Genomic DNA, 24297 nt, shown 5'->3' on the forward strand with positions numbered 1-24297 from the left:
TCATGGCCCACAACCCCGTCAACCATCCCGCGCGGCCGATCTACCGGGCGATCGGCGGGCTGATCGGCCTCTACCTGGTGGCCTTCGGCGTGCTCGGCTTCGTCCAGGCCGGCGGCGGCGAGTTCTTCGCCCAGGACGACAGCTCGGTGCTCGGCCAGGGGACGAACCTCGGCTACTCGGTGATCTCCGCCGGGCTGGGCATCGTCATCCTGCTCGCCACCCTGGCCGGCCGGAATGTCGACGTACTGGTCGACACGTGGCTCGGCTACGGCCTGATGGCGCTCGGCCTCGCCGGCCTGGCGGTGCTGCGTACCGACGCCAACTACCTCAACTTCACCCTCGCCACCGCCATCGTGACCATGGTGCTCGGCCAGGTCCTGCTGCTCTGCGGCATGTACGGCAAGGTCGGCAGCGAGGAAGAGGCCAAGGCCTTCCAGGACGCCCGCCTGGTGCTCTGAGCCGATCCCGGCGGCTGCTCCGAGCCGATCCCGGCGGCGCTGATCTGCGGCGTTCGCCGGGCAACCTCCTCCGTCCCGGGCGACAATCCGGTAGGAAAGTCGCTCACCGGTGGCGGAGGAGGGGGTCATGGCGCACATTCCGATCAACCATCCGGCCCGACCGGTGTACCGGGTACTCGCCGGGCTGATCGGCCTCTACATCGTGGTCTTCGGCGTCTTCGGGCTGGTGGAGACCGCCGGCGACGACTTCTTCAGTCGGGGCAGCCACTGGGTGCTCGGGCTGCGTACCAACATGGCGTTCGCGCTGGTCTCGGTGATCTTCGGCCTGGTGGTGCTCTTCGGCGCGGTGCACCGGGGCAACCTCGGGCACCTGATGAACCTGACCGCCGGAGTGGTCTTCCTGGTCGTCGGACTGGCGATGCTGACCGTGTTGCAGACCGAGGCCAACATCCTCAACTTCTCGGTCTCCACCGTCATCGTCTCGATGCTGTTCGGCCTGGTCCTGCTGGCCACCGGCCTGTACGACAAGGTCGGCCCGCCGGAGCACGCCGAGACGGAACGCGAGATGCGCAGCAGTTCCAGCGCCCGCCCCGGCCGCTGAGCGCACCGTCCCCGGCCGCCCCGGCGAGGGCGGCTCAGCGGGTACGGCGGGTGAGCAGGGTCGGCTTGGCCTCCAGGTGGGACAGCCCGTTCCAGGCCAGGTTCACCAGGTGCGCCGCCACCGTCTCCTTGCGCGGCTTGCGTACCTCCAGCCACCAGCGACCGCTCAAAGCCACCATCCCGACCAGGGACTGCGAGTAAAGCTCGGCCAGCTTCGGGTCGTACCCCCGGCTCTTGAACTCGGCGCCCAGGATGTGCTCCACCTGGTGCGCCACGTCGTTCATCACGCTGCTGAAGTTGCCGGTCGCGGAGAGCAGCGGCGACTCCCGGACCAGCACCCGGAAGCCGTCGGTCTCCTCCTCGATGTAGTCGAGCAGGGCCAGCGCCGCCTGCTCCAGCAACTCCCGGGGATGCCCGGCGGTCAGCGCCGTGGTGACCCGGTCGAGCAGCGCGCGTACCTCCCGGTCGACGACGACCGCGTAGAGGCCCTCCTTGCCGCCGAAGTGCTCGTAGACCACCGGCTTGGAGACCTTGGCGCGGGCGGCGACCTCCTCGATCGAGGTGGCGTCGAACCCGCGCTCGGCGAACGCCTGCCGGCCGATGGCGATGAGCTGCTCCCGGCGCTGCGCCGCTGACATCCGTACCCGGGATCCGGGTTTGGCGGGCGGCGGTGGTGGCGTCGGGGCCGGACTCTGCCTGCGCCCGACGCCGCGGGTGGTGCGTGGGCCGTCGGTCACCTCGTTATCCCGCTGCCGTCCCGCGATGCCGCGCCGACTCGTATCGTCCCTGGTGGCGCCCTCGCTGCGCTCGGTCACCTGGCCATCCTGCCAGGCAGACGCTCGTGGCCGGGTGCCCGGGCGCACCGCAGGTCACCGCGAAGGTGCTGATTTGAGTAGTTTCGCGGCAACCCGCTCCGGCTTCGGCCACCGCACGTCGTACGCCGCGCCGACCTTCTCGAAGAGCCAGATCGTCCGGGCCGTGATGTCGACCTGCCCGCGCAGTACGCCGTGCCGGGCGCAGGTCGGGTCGGCGTGGTGCAGGTTGTGCCAGCTCTCCCCGAAGGACAGGATGGCCAGCGGCCAGAAGTTCGTCGCCTTGTCGCCCTGACGCACCTCGAACGGGCGCTCGCCGTAGACGTGGCAGACGGAGTTGATCGACCAGGTGATGTGGTGCAGCAGGGAGACCCGGACCAGGCCGGCCCAGAAGAACGCGGTCAGCGCGCCCTGCCAGGACCAGGTGACCAGACCGCCGAGCAGCGCCGGGGTGAGCAGCGAGAGGGCCACCAGCAGCGGGAAGAGCCGGTCGACCCGGCTGATGTCCTTGTCGGCGATCAGGTCGGGGGCGAACCGCTCGCGGTTGGAAAGCTCCCGCTTGAACAGCCAGCCGACGTGCGCGTGGAACAGACCCTTGGTCAGGCCCCACACGCTGCTGCCGAACCGCCACGGCGAGTGCGGGTCGCCCTCCAGGTCGGAGAAGGCGTGGTGCCGGCGGTGGTCCGCCACCCACTGCGTGATGTTGCCCTGCACGGCGAACGAGCCCGCGACCGCCAGGCTGACCCGCAACCAGCGCTTCGCCTTGAACGACCCGTGCGTGAAGTACCGGTGGTAGCCGACCGTGATGCCGAGCCCGGCCACCACGTACCACACCCCGGCGATCGCGATGTCGGTCCAGCTCAGCCAGCCGCCCCAGGCAACCGGCACGGCCGCGACCAGGGCGAGGAAGGGGATGGTGACGAAGGACCAGAGAGCGAAGAGAATGCCCTTCGACTGGACGCCGTCGGTGAGCGGCTTTGGACCCTTCTTGGTGGCGCCGGAGGCCGGGGGTTCGAGCAGGACGGAGGACATGGCACCTCGCTGAGCGTAGGGGGAAGATCGGTAACTTACGCCTACGTCACCGTAACCTACGCTGTCGTAGTCTGCCATGGACGGGAACTGGGAATCCGCTGGCAGCCATCGACGGATTTTGTCGTACACAGGTCCTAATCTCCTGGTCGTGGTCGATCCACTCGCCGCCGAGGCGCGCCGCCTGCGTACCGTCGAACTGCTCTCCGGGCGCGAGATCGGGCGCCGGCTCGGCATCGGCAAGGAGCGGTTGTCGGCGTTGTTGCGGGATGTTCCCGCGCCCGAGTGGACGAAACGGCCGAACGCCAAGGACGAGTTGCGGGTCCGGGCCGTCGAGTTGCGCGGGGCGGGCTGGTCGGTGCCGCGCATCGCCGCCGAGCTGGGGGTGGCGAAGTCGACCGCGTACCGGTGGGTCCGGCACCTGCCCCTCGACCCCGACCCGGAAGCCGAGGCGCGGCGGCGGGCGCACGCGCACCGGATGTCGGAGCAGCGCTGGGCGCGGCACCGGGCGGCCCGGGAAACCGCCGAGGCGCACGAGCACGGTCGTGCGGCGCGGGAGGTCGGCCCACCGAGCGCCCGGGACCTGCTGATCGCCGGTGCCGCGATCTACTGGTGCGAGGGGACGAAGTCGAAACCGTGGCGCCGCGACGACCGGGTCGTCGTCATCAACAGCGACGTACGGCTGCTCGGAATCTTCCTGCGTTTCCTGGAGAGCTGCGGGATCGACCGCAGCGTTCCGAGCTATCGACTGAGCATCCACGAGTCGGCGGACGTCGACGCGGCGACCCGGTGGTGGCAGGCGACGCTGGGGCTGCCGGCCGACCGGTTCCGGCGTCCCACGCTCAAGCGCCACCAACCGAAGACGGTCCGCTACAACACCGGCGACGACTACCACGGGTGCCTGATCGTCGACGTCCCGCGCAGCCGGCAGCTCTACTGGCGGATCGAGGGCGTGATCGCCGCCCTGGACACTGCCGGCACCGAGGGGGTGGGGTCGGCCGAGGGCGAGGCGCTAGGCTAAGGCCGCACACCTTCGGCCGTGGTGTAATTGGCAACACCCAAGATTTTGGTTCTTGTGTTTCAGGTTCGAGTCCTGGCGGCCGAGCTCCCACTTCAGCCCTCCTGGGCCGTTTGTCCGGCCGAGAACCCGCGAACCCTCCTCCGGAGTACGGCTAGCATGAGGCCGCAAACTGCCAGTCGTACCGACGGGAGCATTCTCGTGTCCCAGCCCCGCCTCCGCACCGTCGTCGTCCTCGCCGCCGGTGAGGGCAAGCGGATGAAGTCGGCGCTACCCAAGGTGCTCCATCCGATCCTCGGCCGTACCCTGCTGGGCCACGTGCTGACCGCAGCGGCCCCGGTGTCGGCGGACCGCACGCTGGTGGTGGTCGGGCACGGCGCAGACCAGGTCAGCGCGCACCTGCGCGAGGTGGCCCCGTACGCCGAGCCGGTGCTCCAGGCCGAGCAGCACGGCACCGGGCACGCCGTCCGGATCGCCCTGGAGAGCGCGCCGGACGCCGGTGGCACGGTGGTGGTGCTCAACGGCGACGTGCCGCTGCTACGCCCGGAGACCGTCACCGAACTGGTCGCCGCGCACGAGGCGGCCGGAGCGGCGGCGACGGTGCTGGCGGCCGAGGTCGCCGATCCGACCGGCCTGGGCCGGATCGTCCGGGGCGGCGACGGCGGGCTGGAGCAGATCGTCGAGGAGCGCGACGCCACCCCGGCGCAGCGGGCGATCCGGGAGATCAACGCTGGCATCTACGCCTTCGACGCGGCACTGCTGCGCGACGCGCTGGGCAAGCTCTCCACCGACAACGACCAGGGCGAGGAGTACCTCACCGACGTCTTCGGCCAGTTCGCCGCGACCGGCGAGACGGTGGCCGTACACGTGGCGGCGGACGCCACCGAGACGCTGGGCTGCAACGACCGGGTCGAGCTGGCGGCGCTGCGCCGGCTGCTGCGGGACCGGGTCAACGAGGGCTGGATGCGTACCGGGGTGACCCTGCTCGACCCGGCGACCACCTGGATCGACGTGACGGTCACCCTCGGCCGGGACGCGGTGGTCGACCAGAACACCCAGCTCTGCGGGGCCACCACGGTCGGCCCGGCGGCCGCCGTCGGCCCGGACACCACCCTGATCGACACCACCGTCGGCGCCGGGGCCACCGTCATCCGCGCGCACGCCATGGGTGCGGCGGTCGGCCCGGGTGCGAGCGTCGGGCCGTACGCGTACCTGCGGCCGGAGGCGACGCTGCGGGAGAAGGCGAAGGTGGGCACCTTTGTCGAGGTGAAGAAGTCGGAGATCGGCGAGGGGGCCAAGGTGCCCCACCTCAGCTACGTCGGCGACGCCACGATCGGGGCCCGGGCCAACATCGGTGCCGGAACGCTCTTCGTGAACTACGACGGGGTGAACAAGAACCACACCGTGGTCGGTGAGGCGGCCTTCGTCGGCTGTGACACCAGTCTGGTGGCGCCGGTCGAGGTGGGCGCCGGGGCGTACGTGGCGGCGGGCAGCGCGGTCACCAAGGACGTACCACCCGGGGCGCTCGCGGTGACCCGCGCCCAGCAACGCAACATCGACGGCTGGGTACTACGCCGCCGGCCCGGCACCAAGTCGGCGGCGGCGGCGGAGCGTGCCGGACAGGAGGCGCCCGGCGCAAGCGAAGGTGAGCCAATCCACGGGGCTCCCGTAGCGGGTGAAGGTCGTCCGGCCTCGGGAGATACTGCAACCGAATAGTCTCTGGCCCAACGCCGGGTGACCCACCGACAAACGGGAGCAGACGAGCCGATGGGCAGCATCGTCGCCGAAAATCGCAAGAGTCTGATGCTCTTCTCCGGAAGGGGATTTCCGGAGCTGGCAACGGAGATCGGTGAGGTGCTCGGGGTGGCGCCGACACCGTCCGACGCCTACGAGTTCGCCAACGGTGAGATCTTCGTACGGTTCAAGGAGTCGGTGCGTGGTTCGGACGCCTTCGTGGTGCAGTCCGTCACGCACGGCGTGAACAAGTGGGTCATGGAGACCCTGATCATGGTCGACGCGCTGAAGCGCGGATCGGCCAAGCGGATCACCGTCGTCCTGCCGTTCTATCCGTACTCGCGGCAGGACAAGAAGCACCGTGGCCGGGAGCCGATCTCGGCCCGGCTGGTGGCGGACCTGCTCAAGACGGCCGGCGCCAACCGGATCCTCACCGTCGACCTGCACACCGCACAGATCCAGGGCTTCTTCGACGGGCCGGTCGACCACCTGTTCGCGATGGACATCCTGGCCGAGTACGTCCAGCGCAAGTACGCCGGCCGCCCGATGACCGTGGTCGCCCCCGACTCGGGCCGGGTACGCGTCGCCGAGCGCTGGACCGACCGGCTCGGCGGCTGCCCACTGGCCTTCATCCACAAGACTCGCGATCCGCTCAAGCCCAACCAGGTGGTGGCGAACCGGGTGGTCGGGGACGTCGAGGGTCGGGTCTGCCTGATCGTCGACGACATGATCGACACCGGTGGCACCATCTGCAAGGCGGCCGAGATCCTGCACGAGTCCAAGGCCGCCGACGTGGTCGTGGCGTCGACCCACGCGCTGCTCTCCGACCCGGCGACCGAACGGCTCAAGAACAGCCGGATCAGCGAGGTGGTGGTGACCAACACCCTGCCGCTGCCGCCGGAGAAGCAGCTCGACAAGCTCACCGTGCTCTCCATCGCGCCGCTGTTGGCCCGGGCCATCCGGGAGGTCTTCGACGACGGCTCGGTGACCACCCTCTTCGGCGGCCTGAGCTGACGGTCGCCGGTCTGGGCTGACGGCCGGCGGTTCGGGCTGCCGTCCGCCGGTTCGGGCTGCCCGTCGCAGGTCGTACCGACCGTCGGCGGGTGGGCGGGGAATCGCCCTACCGGGGTGATTTCCGGGGTGGGCCGGGGTGATCCAGAGGTGGAATTGGCGGATGCCGAATGATGCCGGGCTGGCCGGGTGGGGTGCGCCGGAAACCCGCATCAGGGCTCGGGTAGACTGGTGCGGTTGCCACGGCGAGGGTGCCCTGCGGGCCGCTGAAGCAAGCGCCGCACGGAAGCACCGTCATCGACGCGGTGCTCCGGGCAGTGGCCACACGCAGACGCCCCCCAGTGAGCCCCTCGCCCTAGCACCGCAGACCGCCAGCCGACGTAGCGCCGCAGTGACCGTATCAGGAGTCTTCCCGTGTCCGAGGTAAAGATCAGCGCCGAGCCCCGCACCGAGTTCGGCAAGGGTGGTGCCCGTCGTACCCGCCGGGCCGGTAAGGTGCCCGCCGTGCTGTACGGCCACGGCGAAAAGCCCAAGCACATCGCGCTGCCCGCGCGTGAGTTCGCCGCCGCCATCCGGCACGGTGGCGCCAACCAGTTGTTCGCGATCGAGATCAGTGACGGCACCCAGGCGCTCGCGCTGCCGAAGGCCATCCAACGTGACCCGATCAAGGACACTTTCGAGCACATCGACCTGATCCTGGTCCGCCGGGGCGAGAAGGTCACCGTCGACGTGCCGGTGCACCTGACCGGCGAGGCGGCCAGGGACACCCTGGTCGTGCACGAGCAGAACACCCTGTCGGTGACCGCCGACGCCACCCGGCTGCCGGAGGGCTTCGAGGTCTCGATCGAGGGCTTCGAGGTCGGCTCGCAGGTGACCGCGGCAGACGTACGGCTGCCGCAGGGTGTGGAGCTGGCCGGCGACCCGGAGCAGATCCTCGCCGTCGTCAGCCAGGCCCCGACCGCGGAGCAGCTCGCCGCCGAGGCCGGCGAGGAGCCGTCCGAGGAGGCCGAGGAGGAAGCCGGTGCCGAGGGCCCCGGTGCCGAGGCCGCCGAGGCCGAGGGCGAGAACGAGGGCGCGCCCGCGCAGGCTGCCGCCGAGGCCTGAGCGACAACCGTCTGACAGGCGCCCCCGGACGTTCGGGGGCGCCTGTTTCCGTACCGACACCTTCCGGGTGGATGAGCAGCAGAACTGGGGGAGAAGAGCGGCATGGCGGAGGAGCTTCATCCGTGGCTGCTGGTCGGGCTCGGCAACCCCGGCAAGGAGTACGCGCGACACCGGCACAACGTCGGCTTCCTCGTCGCCGACCTGCTCGCCGAGCGGGTGGGCGCCAAGTTCGGCCGGCACCGCCGGGCGGTAGCCGAGGTCGCCGAGGGGCGGCTCGGGTTCGGCGGGCCGAAGCTGGTGCTGGCCAAGCCGATGACCTACATGAACCTGTCGGGTGGGCCGGTGGCGGCGCTGGCCCAGTTCTACAAGGTGCCGGTCGAGCAGATCGTCGCCGTACACGACGAGCTGGACATCCCGTACGGGCAGATCCGGTTGAAGCAGGGCGGCGGCGAGGGCGGGCACAACGGACTGCGGTCCATGTCCAAGTCGCTGGGGACCAAGGACTACCTGCGGGTGCGGTTCGGCATCGGCCGGCCACCGGGGCGGCAGGACCCGGCCGACTTCGTACTCTCGGATTTCTCCTCGGCCGAGCGCAAGGAGCTGGAGTTCCTGGTCGACCGGGCGGCCGACGCGGCGGAGGCGGCGGTGAGCCGTGGCCTGGAGTGGGCGCAGAACGCGTACCACGGCACCTGACCGGCGGTCGGCGGACCGCGCCGGTGTGGCGGGCCGCTGGTCCCCCCGTCGTCCGCACCGCGAGCGGTAGTCTTTCGCCGCGGGTGAGGAGGCTAACAGTAATGATCTCGTGTCCGCCGGCCGACGGAGCCGGCTTCCCGGAGGTGCGCTGATGGCCGCGCCACCCGTGATCGACGGTGAGTTCGCCCGCTGGCTGGCCGGTCGGGCCGGCCAGGCGCTGCTGGAGCTGCGGGCCGAGATGGGTTTCTCCGACCCGGGGGCGCTCAAGGCGGCCGGCGACAAGATGTCGCACGAACTGCTCCGCGCCGAGTTGGCCCGGTGGCGACCGGCCGACGCGGTGCTGTCCGAGGAGGACGAGGGTGCCCGGCTGGCCTGGGCCGCGAACGCCGAGCCGGCGGTGGCGCCCCGGCTGACCGCCGACCGGGTCTGGATCGTCGATCCGTTGGACGGCACCCGGGAGTTCGCCGAGGAGGGCCGGACGGACTGGGCGGTGCACGTCGCGCTCTGGGCCAGCCGGTCCCACACCCCGCACGGGCTGGTGGGTGGTGCGGTCGGGCTGCCGGCCCAGCACCGGGTGCTCGGCACCGACCAGCCGCCGGCGTACCCGCCGATGACGCTGGCGGCGGCGACCGGGCGTACCGGATCGACCGGCCCGGACGGCACCGGCCGGCGGGTCCGGTTGGCGGCGAGCCGGAGCCGGCCGCCGGTGTTCCTCACCGACCTGGCCGCCGAACTCGGCGCCGAGCTGGTGCCGATGGGCTCGGCCGGCGCGAAGATCGCCGCCGTGATCAGTGGCGAGGTCGACGGGTACGTGCACGCGGGCGGGCAGTACGAGTGGGACTCGGCGGCGCCGGTGGCTGTGGCGACGGCCACCGGACTTTTCGCTTCCCGAATCGACGGATCCGCGCTGAAATACAACCAGGCCGATCCCCGTCTGCCGGATCTCGTGGTGTGCCGTAAGGATCTCGCTCCCCGGTTGCTCGCAGCGTTGCAGCGCCACCTCCGGGTACCCTAGGCGGGGCCTGGAGACTTATCCGATCGGAAGGGTCTGGAATCCGTATGGGCGAGCAGCACGATCGACGGACGGCGACGACATGAGCGCGCGCAGCGGGCGGATCGGCAGGCTCTGCCTCGGTAAGTCGCGTGTCGTCGCCGGGCGCCGCAGGACGACGGCATGACCGCGCCGGCGGCCTACCGGGTCTCCCACCTGGACGCGTTGGAGGCGGAGAGCATCTTCGTCATTCGCGAGGTGGTGGCCGAGTTGGAACGGCCGGTGCTGCTCTTCTCCGGTGGCAAGGACTCGATCGTCATGCTCCGGCTGGCCGAGAAGGCGTTCGCGCCGGCCCGGATCCCGTTCCCCGTGATGCACGTCGACACCGGGCACAACTTCCCCGAGGTGCTGGACTACCGCGACCGGCGGGTGGCCGAGATGGGGCTGCAACTGGTGGTGGCCAGCGTGCAGGAGGCGCTGGAGTCCGGGCTGGTGCAGGAGCCCGCCGACGGCGTACGCAACCGGATCCAGACGCCGGTGCTGCTCGACGCGGTGGAGAAGTACCGGTTCGACGCGTTGTTCGGCGGCGCCCGGCGGGACGAGGAGAAGGCGCGGGCGAAGGAGCGGGTCTTCAGCTTCCGCGACGACTTCGGCCAGTGGGATCCGAAGAACCAGCGGCCGGAGCTGTGGTCGCTGTACAACGGCCGGCACCACCCGGGCGAGTCGATCCGGGTGTTCCCGTTGTCGAACTGGACCGAGCTGGACGTCTGGCACTACATCGCCCGGGAGAAGATCAACCTGCCGACGATCTACTACGCGCACCAGCGCGAGGTCGTCGAGCGGGACGGCATGCTCTACGCGGTCAACGAGTTCATCTCGCCCCGGGCCGGCGAGACGCCCTTCGTCGAGCAGGTGCGTTACCGCACCGTCGGCGACGCGTCGTGCACGGCCGCCGTCCGGTCGGCCGCCGACACGGTGCAGTCGGTGATCGAGGAGGTGGCCGCGACCCGGATCACCGAACGCGGCGCCACCCGGGGCGACGACCGGGTCAGCGAGGCGGCGATGGAAGACCGCAAGCGGGAAGGGTACTTCTGATGACGGCGACCGCAGTTCCGGCGGAGATTCGGGCGATGGACCTGTTGCGGTTCGCCACCGCCGGCAGTGTCGACGACGGGAAGTCGACGCTGATCGGGCGGTTGTTGTACGACACGAAGTCGCTGTTCACCGACCAGTTGGAGGCGGTGGAGGCGGTCAGTGCGGCCCGGGGTGACGAGTACACCAACCTGGCGCTGCTGACGGACGGGCTGCGGGCCGAGCGCGAGCAGGGCATCACGATCGACGTGGCGTACCGCTACTTCGCCACCCCCCGACGGAAGTTCATCATCGCCGACACTCCGGGGCACATCCAGTACACCCGGAACATGGTGACCGGGGCGTCGACGGCGGATCTGGCGCTGATCCTGGTGGACGCCCGCAAGGGGCTGGTCGAACAGTCGCGTCGGCACGCCTTCCTGTGTTCGCTGCTGCGGGTGCCGCACCTGGTGTTGTGTGTGAACAAGATGGACCTGGTCGACTGGTCCCAGGAGGTGTTCGAGCGGATCGCGGACGAGTTCACCGCGTTCGCGGCCAAGCTGGAGGCACCGGACCTGACCGTGGTGCCGATCTCGGCGCTGCATGGCGACAACATCGTCAGCCGGTCCGAGAAGACCCCGTGGTACGAGGGGCCGTCGCTGCTGCACCACCTGGAGCGCGTACACATCGCCTCGGACCGGAACCTGGTCGACGTACGGTTCCCGGTGCAGTACGTGATCCGCCCGCAGTCGACGACGGTGACCGACTACCGGGGCTATGCCGGACAGGTGGCTTCGGGCGTGCTGAAGCCGGGCGACGAGGTGATGGTGCTGCCGTCCGGGTTCACCAGCCGGATCGCCGCGATCGAGACCGCCGACGGCCCGGTCGAGCAGGCGTTCCCGCCGATGTCGGTGACGGTGCGGCTGACCGACGAGATCGACATCTCCCGGGGTGACCTGATCTGCCGGCCGACGAACGCGCCGGCGGTGGCCCAGGACATCGAGGCGATGATCTGCTGGATGGACGAGACCAGGCCGCTGCGGGTCGGCGGCAAGTACGCCATCAAGCACACCACCCGGTCGGCGCGGGCGGTGATCCGCAACCTGCGGTACCGGCTCGACGTGAACTCGCTGCACCGCGACGAGTCCGCGAGTGAACTGGGGCTCAACGAGATCGGCCGGGTACGGCTGCGGACGACGGTGCCGCTGCTCGCCGACGAGTACCGGCGGAACCGTACGACGGGTGGCTTCATCGTCATCGACGAGTCGACGAACCGTACGGTCGGCGCCGGCATGATCGTCGAGGCAGGCTGACGGTTCCGGTCCCGGACGCACGACGGGGTGCGGCGGTCAGTGACGGTTGTTGATCACTAAGATGCTCGGGTGCTCAACGGAACACGATCCCTGACAGTCCTCTTAGGACTGTCCATTGTCTTCTCCTCGCTTGTGGCAGCGCCGGCACTCGCCGACGAGCCTGAACCGGTCGCCGAACCGTCCCGGGTCGAGCTGGTACTCGACGTCAGCGGCTCGATGCGGGCCGCCGACATCGGCGGCCGGAGCCGGATCTCGGTCGCCCAGCAGGCGTTCAACGAGGTGGTCGACGCGCTGCCGGACGAAACACATCTCGGCATCCGGGTCCTCGGCGCGACGTATCAGGGCAAGGACAAGGCGGTGGCCTGCCGGGACACCCAGCAGCTCGTACCGGTGGGGCCGGTGGACCGGGCGGCTGCCAAGGACGCCATCGCCACGCTGCGACCCACCGGGCACACGCCGATCGGCCTCGCGCTCCGCGAGGCCGCCGGGGACCTCGGCACCGAGGGCGGCAACCGGCGGATCGTGCTGATCACCGACGGCGAGGACACCTGCGCCCCGCCGGACCCCTGCGACGTGGCCCGGGAGCTGGCGGCCCAGGGAACCAAACTCGTGGTCGACACCCTCGGCCTCGCGCCTGACGAGAAGGTACGTCGGCAGTTGCTCTGCATCGCCGGTGCGACCGGCGGGACGTACACCGCCGCACAGACGCCGGAGCAACTCACCAAGCGGATCAGGCAACTGGTGCGGCGGGCCGAAGACACCAACACTCCCGCCCCGGCACCGGTTGCCGGCGCTCGGGAGTGCGCCGGCGCACCACTGCTCGGGCCCGGCGTCTACGCCGACCGGGAGAAGCCCGCCGAGCACCGGTGGTACCGGGTGCCGGTGGCCGACGGGCAGGAACTGCGGGTGTCGGTCAGCGTGGCGCCGGACCGCCCGGTCCACCGCGACTACGGGGTGCTGCTGCGGGCCACCGCCGCCGACGGGCGGGAGCTCGTTCGGGGTACGGACGCGGGCAGCGGGCGCACCGACGTACTGTCCGCCGGATTGCGCTGGTCGGCGGGTGAACCGGAGCCGTCGGCAGGTGACCCGGAGTCGTCGCAGGAAGGGGCGGAGGGCGAAGGTGCCCAACCCACCGAGGTCTGCCTGGTGATCAGCAACTCGTTCGCCCCGGTAGATCGGCAGGACGGGCAGCCCGGATTGCCGTTCGAGCTGGTCGTGGACGTGGTGTCCGCCTCGGACACGCCCGACGCGCCGGGGCTCGGCCGGGGCTGGATGCTGCTGCTCGTGCTGGGCGCGGCCGGCCTGCTCACCGGCGTGTTGGCGGGCTGGTTGACCCGGTGGTGGATCGCGACCTGGAGGACGAACTGATGCGTACCCGGATTCGACCGGCCGTCGTCGCGGCGGCCCTCGCGGTTCCGGCCGTCCTGCTCGGAGTGCTGACCCCGGCTGCCGTGCTCGCCGCACCCACCCCATCGCCCGGGGCGACTCCGCTGGACCGGGCCGGCACGTCGTTTCTGACCGCCGCGCCGGTCACCGCCGGCCAGCCGGTACGTCTCGACGCCTCTACCGGCGACTACCTCTACTGGTCGTTTCCGGGCGCGGCCGGTGACGTGACGGAGATCGTGGCGACCCTCCGCTTTCCCGTCGGTGCGAAGCGGACCGGTGCGTCGACGTGGAGCATCGAGGTGTTCGACGGGCTTCGGCGCCGGCAGGCGTGCACGGCCGGCGCGCAGACGCCGACGGCGGCCAGGGATGCCACCGAGGTACGCCTCGGCTGCGGGTTGCGCCGGGTACGGTCCTGGGCCGAGCCGTGGTCCGGGGACCCGCTCCCCGGGACTTACTACGCCAAGTTGTCGGTTGTCGAGCTGCCCGAGGCGGACCTCGGTCTGCCGGTCGAGGTCGACCTGCTGATCGGCACCACGGACGGTGGATCCGACGCCGACGACGGTGAGCTGCGGGCACCCCTGGCCCCGCCGGCCCGGCCCGGCGCGGTGCTGACCGCGTCAGGGCAGTCCGGCGCGTCGCCCAGCCCGGCGGCGGCAGGCGACGACGGAGGCGTCTTCGACTGGGTGCCCGCGTTCTCCACGCGCTGGCTCTGGACCACCGTCGGCGGGGTGCTGGCGGCGGTGGCCGGAGTATTCGGCTTCTCGTTGACCTGGCGCCGCCGTTGATCTGGTGCCGGCGTTGATTGGCGCCACCGCTGGTCCTTGCCGCACCGGGGCTCTTTCTACTTCGGGAAGGGGCCCCGGTGCGGCCGAGGCCGTTGTCGTCCTCGGGGCGGGGCAGTTGGCCCGGCCGGGCGACGATCGCAATCTTGAGTAGCGCAAGGACTCCCGGATGATCCGGCTGGCCCGGGAGGAGCCGATCCACGTTCCGCCGCGCTGGATGATCGTCCTGGAGCATGCCGGCGAGAAGACGCTCGCCCGCAAGCTCCGCGAGGACGGTCGGCCTACCGTCGACGAGCTGAGGACGTAATCCGACTACCTGTCCGTCGCGGTCGACCACCTCCGGGGTGAAGGGGTCTTCCACCGCGACATCAAGCGCGCGCCCCCCCGTGAACCTCGGCCTGGTGGTGGAAGCCGGCGATGGGCGGGTGGACCCGTCGTGGTGAGGAGTTGCGGAACGTTACGGCTGCCAGAGCCGCTGACTCCATGGGCGATGGTCCACCCGCTCCTTGCCGGGCCGCGTCACGTTAAACATCTAGCGTGCCCAAGCCGGCCGGACGACCGTCGCCAGCCAGGTCAGTTGACAGGCTGAGTCGGGCTCGCCGGCAGGTAGCTGCTCGGCGTCAGGTCACAGTAGACGTCGACCTCGGTGCGAGTCAGATCCGCCTTCGGCGGGTTGCTGTCAAAGGTCAGCGCCCGTGCGGTGAAGTCGCCCGCCACGCAAAGCTCGGTGTTCCGGATACCGTCGAACGCTCCGCCGACCACCGCCCCGACGCCGTCGCGGAACACCATGGCCATGCCCCGGCCACCGAGTTCCCGGCAAGCGTCGGAGTTCGCCGCGAGATGCACGGTGACCCTACCGTCCTCTGCCACTGGTGGCTTCTCAGGGTTGAGCCGAGCGGTGATCGCCGGGAACGTCCCGGTATCCGCTGCCGGAATCCACTGCGTTTGAATTAGATGCAGACTAGCTCGGACAACGGTGGTCCAGATTCCGGTCCGGGTAAAGTTGGCTGCGTCCACAGACGCGTAGGTGCCGATCATCGCTCGCTCGCCGGGCCGGATGATCGGGATCTCAAAGAAATAGTTGAACCGTCTGGCCTCCTCCAATGCGTAGTCGCCGTCCACATCGAAGGCCCCGAAGATCACTCGGGTCCGGTACGCCACCTGGGAACTGTTATTCTCGACGACGGCGCCGATGCTGACCTGACTCTGGTCCGCGATTTGCGTGAAGCCGCTCTCGACTACCGTCACGGCGCCGCCCGACGGCGCCGTGATCGTCGTCCGATTGTCGCCGTTCGGCACCGCTGAGGTCACCCCGTTGGAAATCACCGGGTACGGGCAGACTGCGGTCGTTGGCTCGTCGCCCGGCCGTATTACCCACCACGCGCCCGCCATGACCAGCAATAGCACGGCTAGGAGCGCGGTGGCGAGCAGGATGGTCCGGCGGCTCATTGGTACACCCGCACCTTCAGTTGGTTGATCTGCTGAAGTTGATCGTCTATCAGGCGGCTCGCGGCGATCTGCAACCCGGCGAGGAAGGAGCGCTCGTTGAGGGCATCGAGCGTCCCGGCGGCGAGTTGGACTCGCCACTCCTGCATTCCGCGTACCGATACCGAGATCCGGTCGTCGTCCGACTGGCCGGCTGCGATCATCTGGGCGCGCTCTTCGTGGAACGTTTCGTCTTCGTAAGACAAGATCGACTCGTCGGAGTAGACGTTGAGCTCTTCCATGCTCGTCCGGAGGGCGCGTTCCCGGGCTGTCCACAGCAGCCTAGCTAGGCTTTCGAGTTGCCGTTCGAGTTGGCGCTCGTTTGCCTGGTCGTAGTAGCCGGACGAGAAGTAGATTTCGACGCCGCTGTGTCCGCGTACCTCGCCGTGCACCCCACCGCCCGGCGCCGAGGCATGTACGTGAATGGCGTTGATCCGGTCGGCCATAGCGCCCATTGCTCTGTCCGTTCCCTTAGCTCGAAAATCCCAGCATGTCCTGGTCGGTGACGTTCTCTGGGGTTGCCTTCGCGAGTAGCGGCCGCTTCGGTACGAACGAGTCGCGTTCGTCCAGCACCACCGAGTTGGCGCCGGTGAACACGGTCGCGATCTTGCCCTCTTGCTCGATGATCCGTGCGATCAGCTCCTTCAACCCGCGATCGACCTCGCGGATGACGCCGTCCGCCGTCGACGCTCCAAAGCGCCGGTTTTCTGGCGGGTCGTCCTTGACGAAGAGCGAGGCACCCCCGGCTACTTTGTCGGTGACGGCAAGACCGACCGCAATGCCGGCGCCGGCGGCGGCGAGCGGCGCGGCGGCGACGCCCGCCACTGCGGCGACCACCGTGAACGCCACCGTCCAACTGTTCTTGCTGCATCGACGCGGCATGTCCTCCAGTACCGCGATAGCCTGGTTGACCACATCCGCGACATTCTTGCGAGCCTCCGCCCAGATGTTCTTCTCCTGCTCAATGAGCTTCAAGCAGGTCACCACGACGTTGAACTGGCCGGCCTGCTGAGGAGGAAGCTTGTCGAGATACTGCGACTTGAACTCCCGCGCAGCCGCACCACTCCAGCTCGCCAGGTTGTCTCCGACGGTCGTGACGGCGGAGAACTTGTTGTTGTTCGGCGCGTGGAGCCCAAGGGCCGGATCCGGCGAGTTCTGTGTTGTCATCAGTACCAAGGCGCTGTTTCGTAGATCATCGATTATGCCGTCGAAACTCTCCGGTCTCGGCATATCAAGGAACGGATAGAACATGGCCGGTACGCCGGCAAACCCGGCCTCGATAGTGATGACGTCCTGCTTCTGCTGGCCGGACTGGGCTTCCGGCAGGGGAGGGATCGCCGCCTGTTCGCAGGCAGTCTTGATGGCCGCTCTACGCAACGCCTCCGCCCCAGCGGCAAGGTTCTCGTACGTGTAGCCGGCCATCAGAAGCGTCCCTGCCCGGCATCGCGCTTCATCGCGCTGAACTGATCCATGGCTGCCTGGTCCGAGGCATCGTAGTTGTCTGCGGCCATCTTGAGGGCCTGCCCAGCCAGCTCCAGATTGCTCTCACTGTCTCGGAACACCGCCGACATCGTCATCCGCAACTCGGCGAAGGCGCGCTGCGCCGGGCCGTAGCCGCCACCGCCGATCTCGGCCGGACGGGAGAAGTAGCCGTCACCCGACTCTGTCTGGCCGAAGCACTTTCCGGCCTCGGCGAACTGATCGGCAACCGCCGGCAGCATCCTGTCGCCGGCGACCCACAGCTCGTAGAGGTCGACTCCCAAGTCACTGCCGGATTTAGGCACGATGATCCTCCTCTGCTGGGACACCTGGAGAGGAGGGCGCGTCGAGCCCTCTACCCGGCCCGGTGTCGCCGAGGAGCCCTGGGTGACCGCCGCGGTACTCCGGCCGACCGCCCGGCTCGGTTGTCTCCATGATCCCGTTACCCCCGATTACAGGTGAAATTGCCTCGGAGGTTATAGCACGAAGCGCAACCGCCTCGTCACCCTAGAGTCGGGAACCTGTGGATAACCTCGTTGCTCGTAGCCCCGACCCTCCGATCAGGATCCGTCCTGCTGGGTGGTGTCCCAGGTGAGTTCCCCGCCGCCCGCGTGGGCATCATCGTCGTACCAGTCGCCAGGCTGACCGATCCGGCACGGTACGTCGGCCGCCCGTCGTTGTCGGTGCCCCTGGCTAAGCTCACCGCGTGATCAGCATGTCCTCGACCGCAGCGGATCCGTGGCGGCCGTCGGCGCTCGCCGACGAGGTCGTCACCGCGTATCTGCGCCGGCTGGGTCTCGACCCGATGGCCGAGCGGGCGGAGCGGCCGTCGGTGGCGCAGCTACACCGCCTGCATGCCGCGCACGTCGAGCGGGTGCCGTACGAGACCGTCTGGATTGCCCTGGGCGAGCGGCGTGAGTTGGATCCGGTCGCGGCAGCGGGCTACCTGGTGGCTGGGCGTGGCGGCTACTGCTATCAGCTCAACGGCGCCTTCTCCGCGCTGCTGACCACCCTCGGCTATCCGGTGACCTGGCATCGGGCCGGCGTGCAGGGCCAGCCCGGTGACTCGGTCGGGGACAGCGGCAACCATCTCGCGCTGACCACCGTCCTCGACGGTCAGGGCTGGTGGCTCGACACCGGCCTGGGTGACGGCCCGCTCGACCCGGTGCCGCTGGTCGCCGGGGCGTTCGGTCCGGACGACCGGTTCCGGTTGCGGCCGTCGGACTCGGTGCCGGGTGGCTGGCGGTTCGACCACGAGCCCGGCGGCTCGTTCGCCGGGATGGATTTCTCCACCGCCGCGACCGGGCCGACCAGCGACCTGCGGGACAAGCACGTCGAGCTTTCCACCTCGCCGACGTCCGGGATGGTGCGGGTGGTGACGGCGCAGCGCCGAACCCCGACCGGCGTCCAGGGCATCCGCGGCCTGGTGCTTTCCGAGCGGCCGGTGGCCGGCTCCGCGACGGTCCGGCAGCTCTCCGGGTACGCCGAATGGCGGGCCGTGCTGCGGGAGGTGTTCCACCTGCCGCTGGACGACGTACCGGAGGAGCGGTTGCGGCAGGTGTGGCAGCGGATCGAGGCGGACCATGCCGCGTGGGAACGTGACCGCCGATCCTGAGCGGACGACCGCTGCCCGGCCAGCGGCCAGCGGCTCCTGACCCTGCCCGCCGCCGCCCGGCACGCCCGGCGGTGCGGTGCCGACGCGACCGAGCACGCCACTGACACCGACCGCCCGGCCCGCTCGTCCCGGCTCTCCGGTCGGCTCCGAGGTGGACCTCTGCCGTTACCATCGACAGTGGAACCCGCCTCGGGTTCCGTACGGCCCTCGTAGCTCAGGGGATAGAGCGGCGGCCCTCGGAGCCGCAGACGGGTGTTCGAGTCACTCCCGAGGGCACGGCAGGTCGGTCGACGACAGCTATTGTCCTGTTCGCAGGCGGTGTATCGGTGACGGTGAAGCGACGGGCGGCGGTCTACTGGGTCGCCGGCTTCGTCGTCGTCGCGGGTCTGGCCGTCGCAGCCACATTCTTCGGGTTGCAGAGCCTGGAGGTGGCCAGTTGGCTGGCCGGCGTCGCGAGCCTCGGAGCTGCGATTTCCACGCTGGTCCTGGCGAGAGACGGAATCGCCACCGCGTCCCCGGCAGCCATCGGCACGTCCACCGTGCCCGCGCCGGATCCGGTCGAGGCGCCGGGGCCGGTCGAGCCGCCGATTCGGGTCGCGGCGCCGGTCCCGGTGCGGTCTTCCGATGCTGGTCCGGACGACGCGGTCGAGCCTCCGCCGGTCGCCCACGTCCGCATCGCCGCCAGGGCATGGATGTCCTACCTCGAACGGCGGGGCGTGTCCGAGGGATTGCTGCGCGGCAGGCCGGCCGGGGAGGTTTTTCCGGCTCTGGCACCGCTCGACGAGTTCCTCGCGCGCTCGCTGCCGGAGATCGATGTCCAGGTCCGCACCGCGTACCGGCCGCGCGACGTACCCGTGGACAGCGTCGACCGGTTCTGGACCATCATGCTGATCGACTCGATCCTGCACGACGGTGGCCTGGGCCTGCAGCGCTGGTTGCTGCGGGAGACCGACATCATCCTGCGTCAGGAACCGGCCGCCGTACCGCGTCTCACCGCGATGTGGCAGTGGTTGTTCGACAACCACCTGAGGTCCACCGCCGGCCAACCCGAGCCCGGACTGACCCGCACCCTGATCAGCGAGGCGATCAACCACTGCGGTGATGATCACAAGCGGCTCTATCCGAACGTCAACTTCCTCATGGAGGTCACCCGCGACGACCCGGTGACGCTGCGGCTCATCCGCGATGCTCTCCAGCAGCACGATGGTCTGCTCAGGGAACGCGGCACCAACCCGGCGACGTTGAAGCGGGTGCGGATCCTGCTGGGCCGGCTCGGCGCGGTCGCCAATCCCGGGCTGTTCGATCCCGACCTGGTCAGCTTCGCCGCCAGCGCCGTCTGCCCCTACCCGTTCCAGGCGATGCGATTCCCACTGACGTTCGGCGAGGTCGACGCCATCCTGCGCCGACCAGGTGGCGCCAGCCCTGCCACGCCCTACGTCCTTGCCCCGGAACAGGCCGACGGGTACGCGTTCGCCGGGATGTGGCGGGAACTGAGCAACCTTCTCGGCTCGCTGCCCCGTCCGCCGGAACGTGACGACTGGCGTTGGGACGTGCCCACGGTCGCCGAGTGGATCACACTTGCCGGCTGCGTTTCCCAGCCGTACCCCTGGGGCCTCGACCCGCCGACGCCGTTGCACGCCAACCTCAGGTTCACCCCGGACAGTCGGCTCAGCCCGGTCGGTACGTATGTCGCCGGTCGGTCACCGGACGGCGTCTACGACTGCTGCGGGGGAGTACACGAACTCGTCCGTGAGCTGCCGCACGAGCAGTTCGAGGACGACCGGCGTTTCGAGGGCGCCTTCCGACTCGCCGGCGGCTCCTATCTGAGCCCGCCGCACGGGGTCACCGGGCAACGGTTCCGCCACCTCTCGCCGCGCGACCGGGGCGACCGACCGAGCTGCGTCGGCATCAGACTCGTCGCCTACCGGGAGCGGGACGAAGCGACCCGCTGGGATGCGCTGCGCGCCTATCGCGTCGGCCGGCAGAAGGTGCCCGTGCCGGGTAAGTCGCCGTGACCGCAGGCCGGCTGACGGCGCGCAGCAGGTCCTGCTCACCGTCAGCCGATCCGTCCGGCTCCGGGGCCGGGAGTCGCGGTGAAGGCACTCGGCGGCCGGAAACCGCGCTCGGCGTACGCCTGGCGGACCGTCGACGCCACCGTTCCGGCGGCTGCCGCGTCGACCAGGGCGAGTACGCAGCCGCCGAAACCGCCCCCGGTCATCCGGGCCCCGTACGCCCCGGCGGAGAGGGCCGCCTCGACCGCCGTGTCCACCTCCGGCACGGTGATCTCGAAGTCGTACCGCATCGACGCGTGCGAGGCGGTCAGCAGCGGCCCGATCTCGGCGAGCCGTCCGGCGCGGAGCAGTTCGACGGTGTCGAGTACCCGCTGGTTCTCGGTGACGACGTGCCGCACCCGGCGGCGTACCGTCTCGTCGTCGAGCCGGGCCAGCGCGGCGTCGAGCCGGTCGACGGCGACGTCCCGCAGTGCCGGCACCCCGAGCGCGGCGGCGGCCGACTCGCAGGCGGCCCGGCGGGCGGCGTACTCGCCGCCGACGTGCCGGTGCGGCGCGTTGCTGTCGATCACCAGGATGGCGAGCCCGGCGGCGGCCAGGTCGAACGGCACCTGTTCGACGGCGAGGGTCCGGCAGTCCAGGAAGAGCGCGCGCCCCGGCTGGCAGCGCAGCGAGGCCGACTGGTCCATGATGCCGCAGGGAACGCCGGCGTAGCCGTTCTCGGCCCGCTGGGCCAGCGCCGGCCGGTCGGCGAGCGGCACGTCCAACTCGCCGAGGTCGGCCAGCGCGGTCAGCACGGCGGACTCCAGCGCGGCCGAGGAGGAGAGCCCGGCCCCGAGTGGTACGTCGGAGGCGATCGCCAGCCGGGCCACCGGTACGTCGTGTCCGGCCTCGCGCAGCGCCCAGACGACCCCGGCGACGTACGCCCCCCAGCCGGGGACCCGGCCCGGCTCGGCCGCGTCGGCCCGGCCGAACGAGATCCGTTCACCGGCCTGCTCGGACCAGACCGTCCAGCGCCTGCCCTGCTCCGGTGCGGCGGCGACCACGGTGCGCTGCGGCAGCGCGAACGGCAGTACGAAGCCGTCGTTGTAGTCGGTGTGCTCGCCGATCAGGTTGACCCGGCCGGGTGCCGCCCACACTCCGACGGGACGGGCGGCGTACTCGCTGGTGAAGCCGGCGGTGGCGCGTTCGGCGACCGGCCCGACCGGCTGGTCGGGGTGGTCCGTCGCGGCCGGGCGGTGCGTGAGGTCGGGGGTGCCGGTCACGACGCGGCCCCGCCCAGCACCTGCTCCTGGTAGAACGTCCAGGCGTCGGCGACGATCTCCGGCAGGGCCGGCTTCGCCGGGGTCCAGCCCAGGTCGGCCCGGGCCCGCTCGGCGGAGGCGACCAGCGCGGCCGGGTCACCGGAGCGGCGCGGTGCGATCTCGACCGGCAGCGGATGCCCGGTAACCTCGCGGACCGCCTCCACCACCTGGAGGTTGGAGAAGCCGCAGCCGTTGCCGAGGTTGAAGACCTGGTGCGCGCCGGGCTTGGCGGCCGCCAGGGCGAGCAGGTGGGCCCGGGCCAGGTCCTCGACGTGGATGTAGTCCCGAACGCAGGTGCCGTCGTCGGTCGGGTAGTCGTCGCCGAAGAGTTGCAGTTTGTCCCGGCGGCCGGCGGCGACCTGGAGGGCGATCGGGATCAGGTGCGTCTCCGGATCGTGCCGCTCGCCGAGCGCCACCCCGGGGCGTTCGCCGACGGGCGCCCGCAGGTACGCCCCGGCGACGTTGAAGTAGCGCAACGAGACCGCGGCCAGCCCGTGCGCGGTGGCCATCGAGGTGAGCGCCAGGTCGACGGCGAGCTTGGTGGCGCCGTACGTGCTGGTCGGCAGCGGGGTACTGGTCTCCCTGATGGGGGACTCGGTCGGGTTGCCGTAGACGGCGGCGGTGGAGGAGAAGACGAACCGGGGCACCCCGGCGAGCCGGGCGGCGTCGAGCAGCGCCAGCGAGCCGACGGTGTTGACCGTCCAGTACAGCTCCGGCCTGACCATCGACTCGCCGGCCGCGATCAGCGCGGCGAAGTGCAGTACGCCGTCGAAGCCGGAGTCCGGGGTGAGCACCTCGGCGACGTCGGCGATGTCGGCCCGGACGAAGGTGGCCTCCGGGGCCAGCGCCTCGGCGTGCCCGGTACGCAGGTCGTCCAGCACCACCACGTCGTGTCCGGCGTCGAGCAGCAGCCGGGTGACGACGCTGCCGACGTAACCGGCACCTCCGGTGACGAGCAGTTTCACGCCTGTGCCCTTTCTGACTCGCGACGACGGGCGCCGTGCCGACGTCGCTGGCGATGCTGGCGATGCTGTGTCGGCAATGCTGTGTCGGCTTCGTGTTCGGCCGGAGCCCTCAGCATTCCACCATGTTCCGTCAATTCTGCACAGAGTCGAACATCGGTCGGTGGGGTGACGCGGGCCCGTAGGTGCCCACATCGGGTACCTCCGGTGTCTACCATCTCTGGCATGCGGGACGGCGGCAGTACCGGGCCCCGGCGACGATCGCCGGGGCGTCCTCGACGGCAACCGGGCCCGCTCGCCCGCGCCCTGGCCCGGATCATCGTACGGGCGGCGGACGGCTCGACCCGGTTGGTCACCGCTCTGCTCGGGGCCAGCCCGACGGCGGGCCGCGAGCAGATCAGCGAGGCGGAACTCCGTGACCTGGTCGCCGCGAACACCCGGCTCGACCCGGTCGAACGGCGGATCATCGACGAGGTACTCGTGGCCGGTGCCAGCCTGGTCCGGGAGGTGATGATGCCCCGGACCGAAGTGGTCTTCCTGGCCGCCGGGCTGCCCCTGGCGGACGCGGCCCAACTCGTCCGGGTCGAGACCCACACCCGGTACCCGGTGGTCGACGGCACCTCCGACGACGTCGTCGGCTTCGTGCACCTGCGCGACGTACTGCTGCGCCCGGACGGGGACGCCTGCACCACCATCGGCGACCTGACCCGGGAGGTGAAGAAGATCCCGGGCAGCAAGCGGGTGCTGGCGGCACTGACCGAGATGCGCCGCGAGCGGCACCACCTCGCGGTCGTGGTCGACGAGTACGGCGGCACAGCCGGGATCGTCACCCTGGAGGACCTGATCGAGGAGCTGGTCGGCGAGATCCACGACGAGTACGACAACGCCCCCGACCCGGTACCGACCGGCGGCCCGACCGAGGTGGACGGCCGGCTCAACCTCGCCGACTTCGCCGAACGGGTCGGCTTCGCCCTGCCATCCGGCCCGTACGAGACCGTCGGCGGGTTCGTGATGGCCGCCCTGGGCCGGCTGCCGGTCTGCGGTGACGAGGTACCGGTGCCGGGCGGGGAGGAACTGGGCGGATCCGCTGCCGCCGGTCCGGGCCGGTCGACGGGCGGTTCCCGCAATGGCGGCGATCCGGACGGCGGCCTCGACGAGGACGGCTGGCTGCTGCGGGTACTGGCGGTGGACGGTCGGCGGGTGGCCCGGATCGGCGTCGCGGTGGCCCGGCTGCCGGAGCCCCAGCGGGCCAGCGTGCCGGCTGCGCGCACCGACGGGGAACCGGGTGAGGCACCGGAGCCCGTCCCCGGCTGAACCGGCGAGTCCCGGGCTGATCCGGCAACGTCCCCGGCTGCTCCGGGTGGGCGCCGATCGGACGACCGTCGTCCGATCCGATCTGCGTAACGTCAGACGACCTGTCGTCCGGTCCGATCTGCGTAAC

The 24297-nt window shown here is 70.4% G+C and carries 24 protein-coding genes and 2 tRNA genes; 18 read left to right on the forward strand and 8 right to left on the reverse strand.

Translation table 11 applies throughout. The annotated features are described in order from the left end of the window. Nucleotides 1–2: 2 nt before the first annotated feature. Both Pen02_RS02820 and Pen02_RS02825 read left to right on the forward strand, forming a co-directional pair. A complete protein-coding gene (locus Pen02_RS02820; protein WP_203864257.1) occupies nt 3–458 on the forward strand; it encodes a DUF4383 domain-containing protein in 456 nt (151 codons plus the stop codon). A 127-nt stretch (nt 459–585) separates the two neighbouring features. Continuing rightward, nucleotides 586–1059, forward strand: coding sequence for a DUF4383 domain-containing protein (locus Pen02_RS02825; protein WP_203864258.1), 474 nt, complete (start codon nt 586–588; stop codon nt 1057–1059). A gap of 34 nt (nt 1060–1093) precedes the next feature. On the opposite strand, the gene Pen02_RS02830 is transcribed toward Pen02_RS02825, so the two are convergent. Together Pen02_RS02830 and Pen02_RS02835 are read right to left on the reverse strand one after the other, a co-directional pair. Beyond that, nucleotides 1094–1696, reverse strand: a complete 603-nt coding sequence (locus tag Pen02_RS02830) for a TetR/AcrR family transcriptional regulator (RefSeq protein ID WP_239139959.1) — start codon at nt 1694–1696, stop codon at nt 1094–1096. A gap of 231 nt (nt 1697–1927) precedes the next feature. Beyond that, nucleotides 1928–2902, reverse strand: a complete 975-nt coding sequence (locus Pen02_RS02835) for an acyl-CoA desaturase (protein WP_203864259.1) — start codon at nt 2900–2902, stop codon at nt 1928–1930. Between the two features lie 148 nt (nt 2903–3050). Between Pen02_RS02835 and Pen02_RS02840 the strand changes: the two genes are divergently transcribed. From Pen02_RS02840 to Pen02_RS02895, 12 genes are all read left to right on the forward strand, one after another. Next, nucleotides 3051–3920, forward strand: coding sequence for a helix-turn-helix domain-containing protein (locus tag Pen02_RS02840; RefSeq protein ID WP_203864260.1), 870 nt, complete (start codon nt 3051–3053; stop codon nt 3918–3920). 12 nt (nt 3921–3932) lie between these two features. After that, a tRNA-Gln gene (locus Pen02_RS02845) sits at nt 3933–4004 on the forward strand. 72 nt (nt 4005–4076) lie between these two features. Beyond that, entirely contained in the window at nt 4077–5633 is a 1557-nt protein-coding gene (gene glmU / locus Pen02_RS02850; protein ID WP_203864261.1) for a bifunctional UDP-N-acetylglucosamine diphosphorylase/glucosamine-1-phosphate N-acetyltransferase GlmU, read from the forward strand. A 51-nt stretch (nt 5634–5684) separates the two neighbouring features. After that, nucleotides 5685–6665 (forward strand): ribose-phosphate diphosphokinase, encoded by a 981-nt coding sequence (locus Pen02_RS02855; protein ID WP_203864262.1) that lies wholly within the window; start codon nt 5685–5687, stop codon nt 6663–6665. Between the two features lie 411 nt (nt 6666–7076). Beyond that, nucleotides 7077–7766 carry a 50S ribosomal protein L25/general stress protein Ctc gene (locus Pen02_RS02860; protein ID WP_203864263.1) on the forward strand — a complete coding sequence of 230 codons (690 nt, stop codon included), beginning with the start codon at nt 7077–7079 and terminating at the stop codon, nt 7764–7766. A 102-nt stretch (nt 7767–7868) separates the two neighbouring features. After that, on the forward strand, nt 7869–8459 hold the full coding sequence (gene pth / locus Pen02_RS02865; RefSeq protein WP_203864264.1) for an aminoacyl-tRNA hydrolase: 591 nt from the start codon (nt 7869–7871) through the stop codon (nt 8457–8459). A gap of 151 nt (nt 8460–8610) precedes the next feature. Beyond that, nucleotides 8611–9474 carry an inositol monophosphatase family protein gene (locus tag Pen02_RS02870; RefSeq protein ID WP_203864265.1) on the forward strand — a complete coding sequence of 288 codons (864 nt, stop codon included), beginning with the start codon at nt 8611–8613 and terminating at the stop codon, nt 9472–9474. A 159-nt stretch (nt 9475–9633) separates the two neighbouring features. Further along, entirely contained in the window at nt 9634–10545 is a 912-nt protein-coding gene (gene cysD, locus Pen02_RS02875) for a sulfate adenylyltransferase subunit CysD (protein ID WP_203864266.1), read from the forward strand. After that, nucleotides 10545–11834: a sulfate adenylyltransferase subunit 1 gene (locus tag Pen02_RS02880; protein ID WP_203864267.1), complete on the forward strand. Its 1290-nt coding sequence runs from the start codon at nt 10545–10547 to the stop codon at nt 11832–11834. The genes cysD and Pen02_RS02880 overlap by 1 nt, the downstream gene beginning before the upstream one ends. 69 nt (nt 11835–11903) lie before the next feature. Beyond that, entirely contained in the window at nt 11904–13202 is a 1299-nt protein-coding gene (locus Pen02_RS02885; protein ID WP_203864268.1) for a VWA domain-containing protein, read from the forward strand. Continuing rightward, nucleotides 13202–14005 carry a peptidase gene (locus Pen02_RS02890; protein WP_203864355.1) on the forward strand — a complete coding sequence of 268 codons (804 nt, stop codon included), beginning with the start codon at nt 13202–13204 and terminating at the stop codon, nt 14003–14005. Before Pen02_RS02885 ends, Pen02_RS02890 begins: the two co-directional genes overlap by 1 nt. A gap of 166 nt (nt 14006–14171) precedes the next feature. Continuing rightward, entirely contained in the window at nt 14172–14309 is a 138-nt protein-coding gene (locus tag Pen02_RS02895) for a hypothetical protein (RefSeq protein WP_203864269.1), read from the forward strand. A gap of 266 nt (nt 14310–14575) precedes the next feature. On the opposite strand, the gene Pen02_RS02900 is transcribed toward Pen02_RS02895, so the two are convergent. The 4 genes from Pen02_RS02900 to Pen02_RS02915 are packed head-to-tail and all read right to left on the reverse strand — an operon-like array spanning nt 14576 to nt 17271. After that, nucleotides 14576–15451: a hypothetical protein gene (locus Pen02_RS02900; protein WP_203864270.1), complete on the reverse strand. Its 876-nt coding sequence runs from the start codon at nt 15449–15451 to the stop codon at nt 14576–14578. Beyond that, nucleotides 15448–15933, reverse strand: a complete 486-nt coding sequence (locus tag Pen02_RS02905) for a hypothetical protein (protein WP_203864271.1) — start codon at nt 15931–15933, stop codon at nt 15448–15450. Before Pen02_RS02905 ends, Pen02_RS02900 begins: the two co-directional genes overlap by 4 nt. A 25-nt stretch (nt 15934–15958) precedes the next feature. Continuing rightward, on the reverse strand, nt 15959–16909 hold the full coding sequence (locus Pen02_RS02910; protein WP_203864272.1) for a hypothetical protein: 951 nt from the start codon (nt 16907–16909) through the stop codon (nt 15959–15961). Continuing rightward, complete coding sequence (locus tag Pen02_RS02915; protein WP_203864273.1) at nt 16909–17271, reverse strand: hypothetical protein; 363 nt, start codon at nt 17269–17271, stop codon at nt 16909–16911. Before Pen02_RS02915 ends, Pen02_RS02910 begins: the two co-directional genes overlap by 1 nt. A gap of 410 nt (nt 17272–17681) precedes the next feature. Here Pen02_RS02915 and Pen02_RS02920 point away from each other — a divergent pair, with 410 nt between their 5' ends. The 3 genes from Pen02_RS02920 (at nt 17682) to Pen02_RS02930 (ending at nt 20596) form a co-directional block, all read left to right on the forward strand. Then, a complete protein-coding gene (locus Pen02_RS02920) occupies nt 17682–18581 on the forward strand; it encodes an arylamine N-acetyltransferase family protein (RefSeq protein WP_239139966.1) in 900 nt (299 codons plus the stop codon). 203 nt (nt 18582–18784) lie between these two features. Beyond that, nucleotides 18785–18857: transfer RNA gene (locus tag Pen02_RS02925), tRNA-Arg, on the forward strand. Nucleotides 18858–18907: 50 nt separating this feature from the next. Then, on the forward strand, nt 18908–20596 hold the full coding sequence (locus Pen02_RS02930) for a formylglycine-generating enzyme family protein (protein ID WP_203864275.1): 1689 nt from the start codon (nt 18908–18910) through the stop codon (nt 20594–20596). A 41-nt stretch (nt 20597–20637) separates the two neighbouring features. Here the strand turns inward: Pen02_RS02930 and galK are convergent, their stop codons facing one another. Next, entirely contained in the window at nt 20638–21855 is a 1218-nt protein-coding gene (gene galK / locus Pen02_RS02935; RefSeq protein WP_203864276.1) for a galactokinase, read from the reverse strand. After that, entirely contained in the window at nt 21852–22859 is a 1008-nt protein-coding gene (gene galE / locus Pen02_RS02940; protein WP_239139931.1) for a UDP-glucose 4-epimerase GalE, read from the reverse strand. The genes galK and galE overlap by 4 nt, the downstream gene beginning before the upstream one ends. A gap of 222 nt (nt 22860–23081) precedes the next feature. Between galE and Pen02_RS02945 the strand changes: the two genes are divergently transcribed. Then, nucleotides 23082–24170 (forward strand): hemolysin family protein, encoded by a 1089-nt coding sequence (locus Pen02_RS02945; protein WP_203864278.1) that lies wholly within the window; start codon nt 23082–23084, stop codon nt 24168–24170. The last annotated feature ends 127 nt before the right edge of the window (nt 24171–24297 follow it).

Source organism: Plantactinospora endophytica (genome assembly GCF_016862915.1).
Taxonomy (GTDB): Bacteria; Actinomycetota; Actinomycetes; order Mycobacteriales; family Micromonosporaceae; genus Plantactinospora; species Plantactinospora endophytica.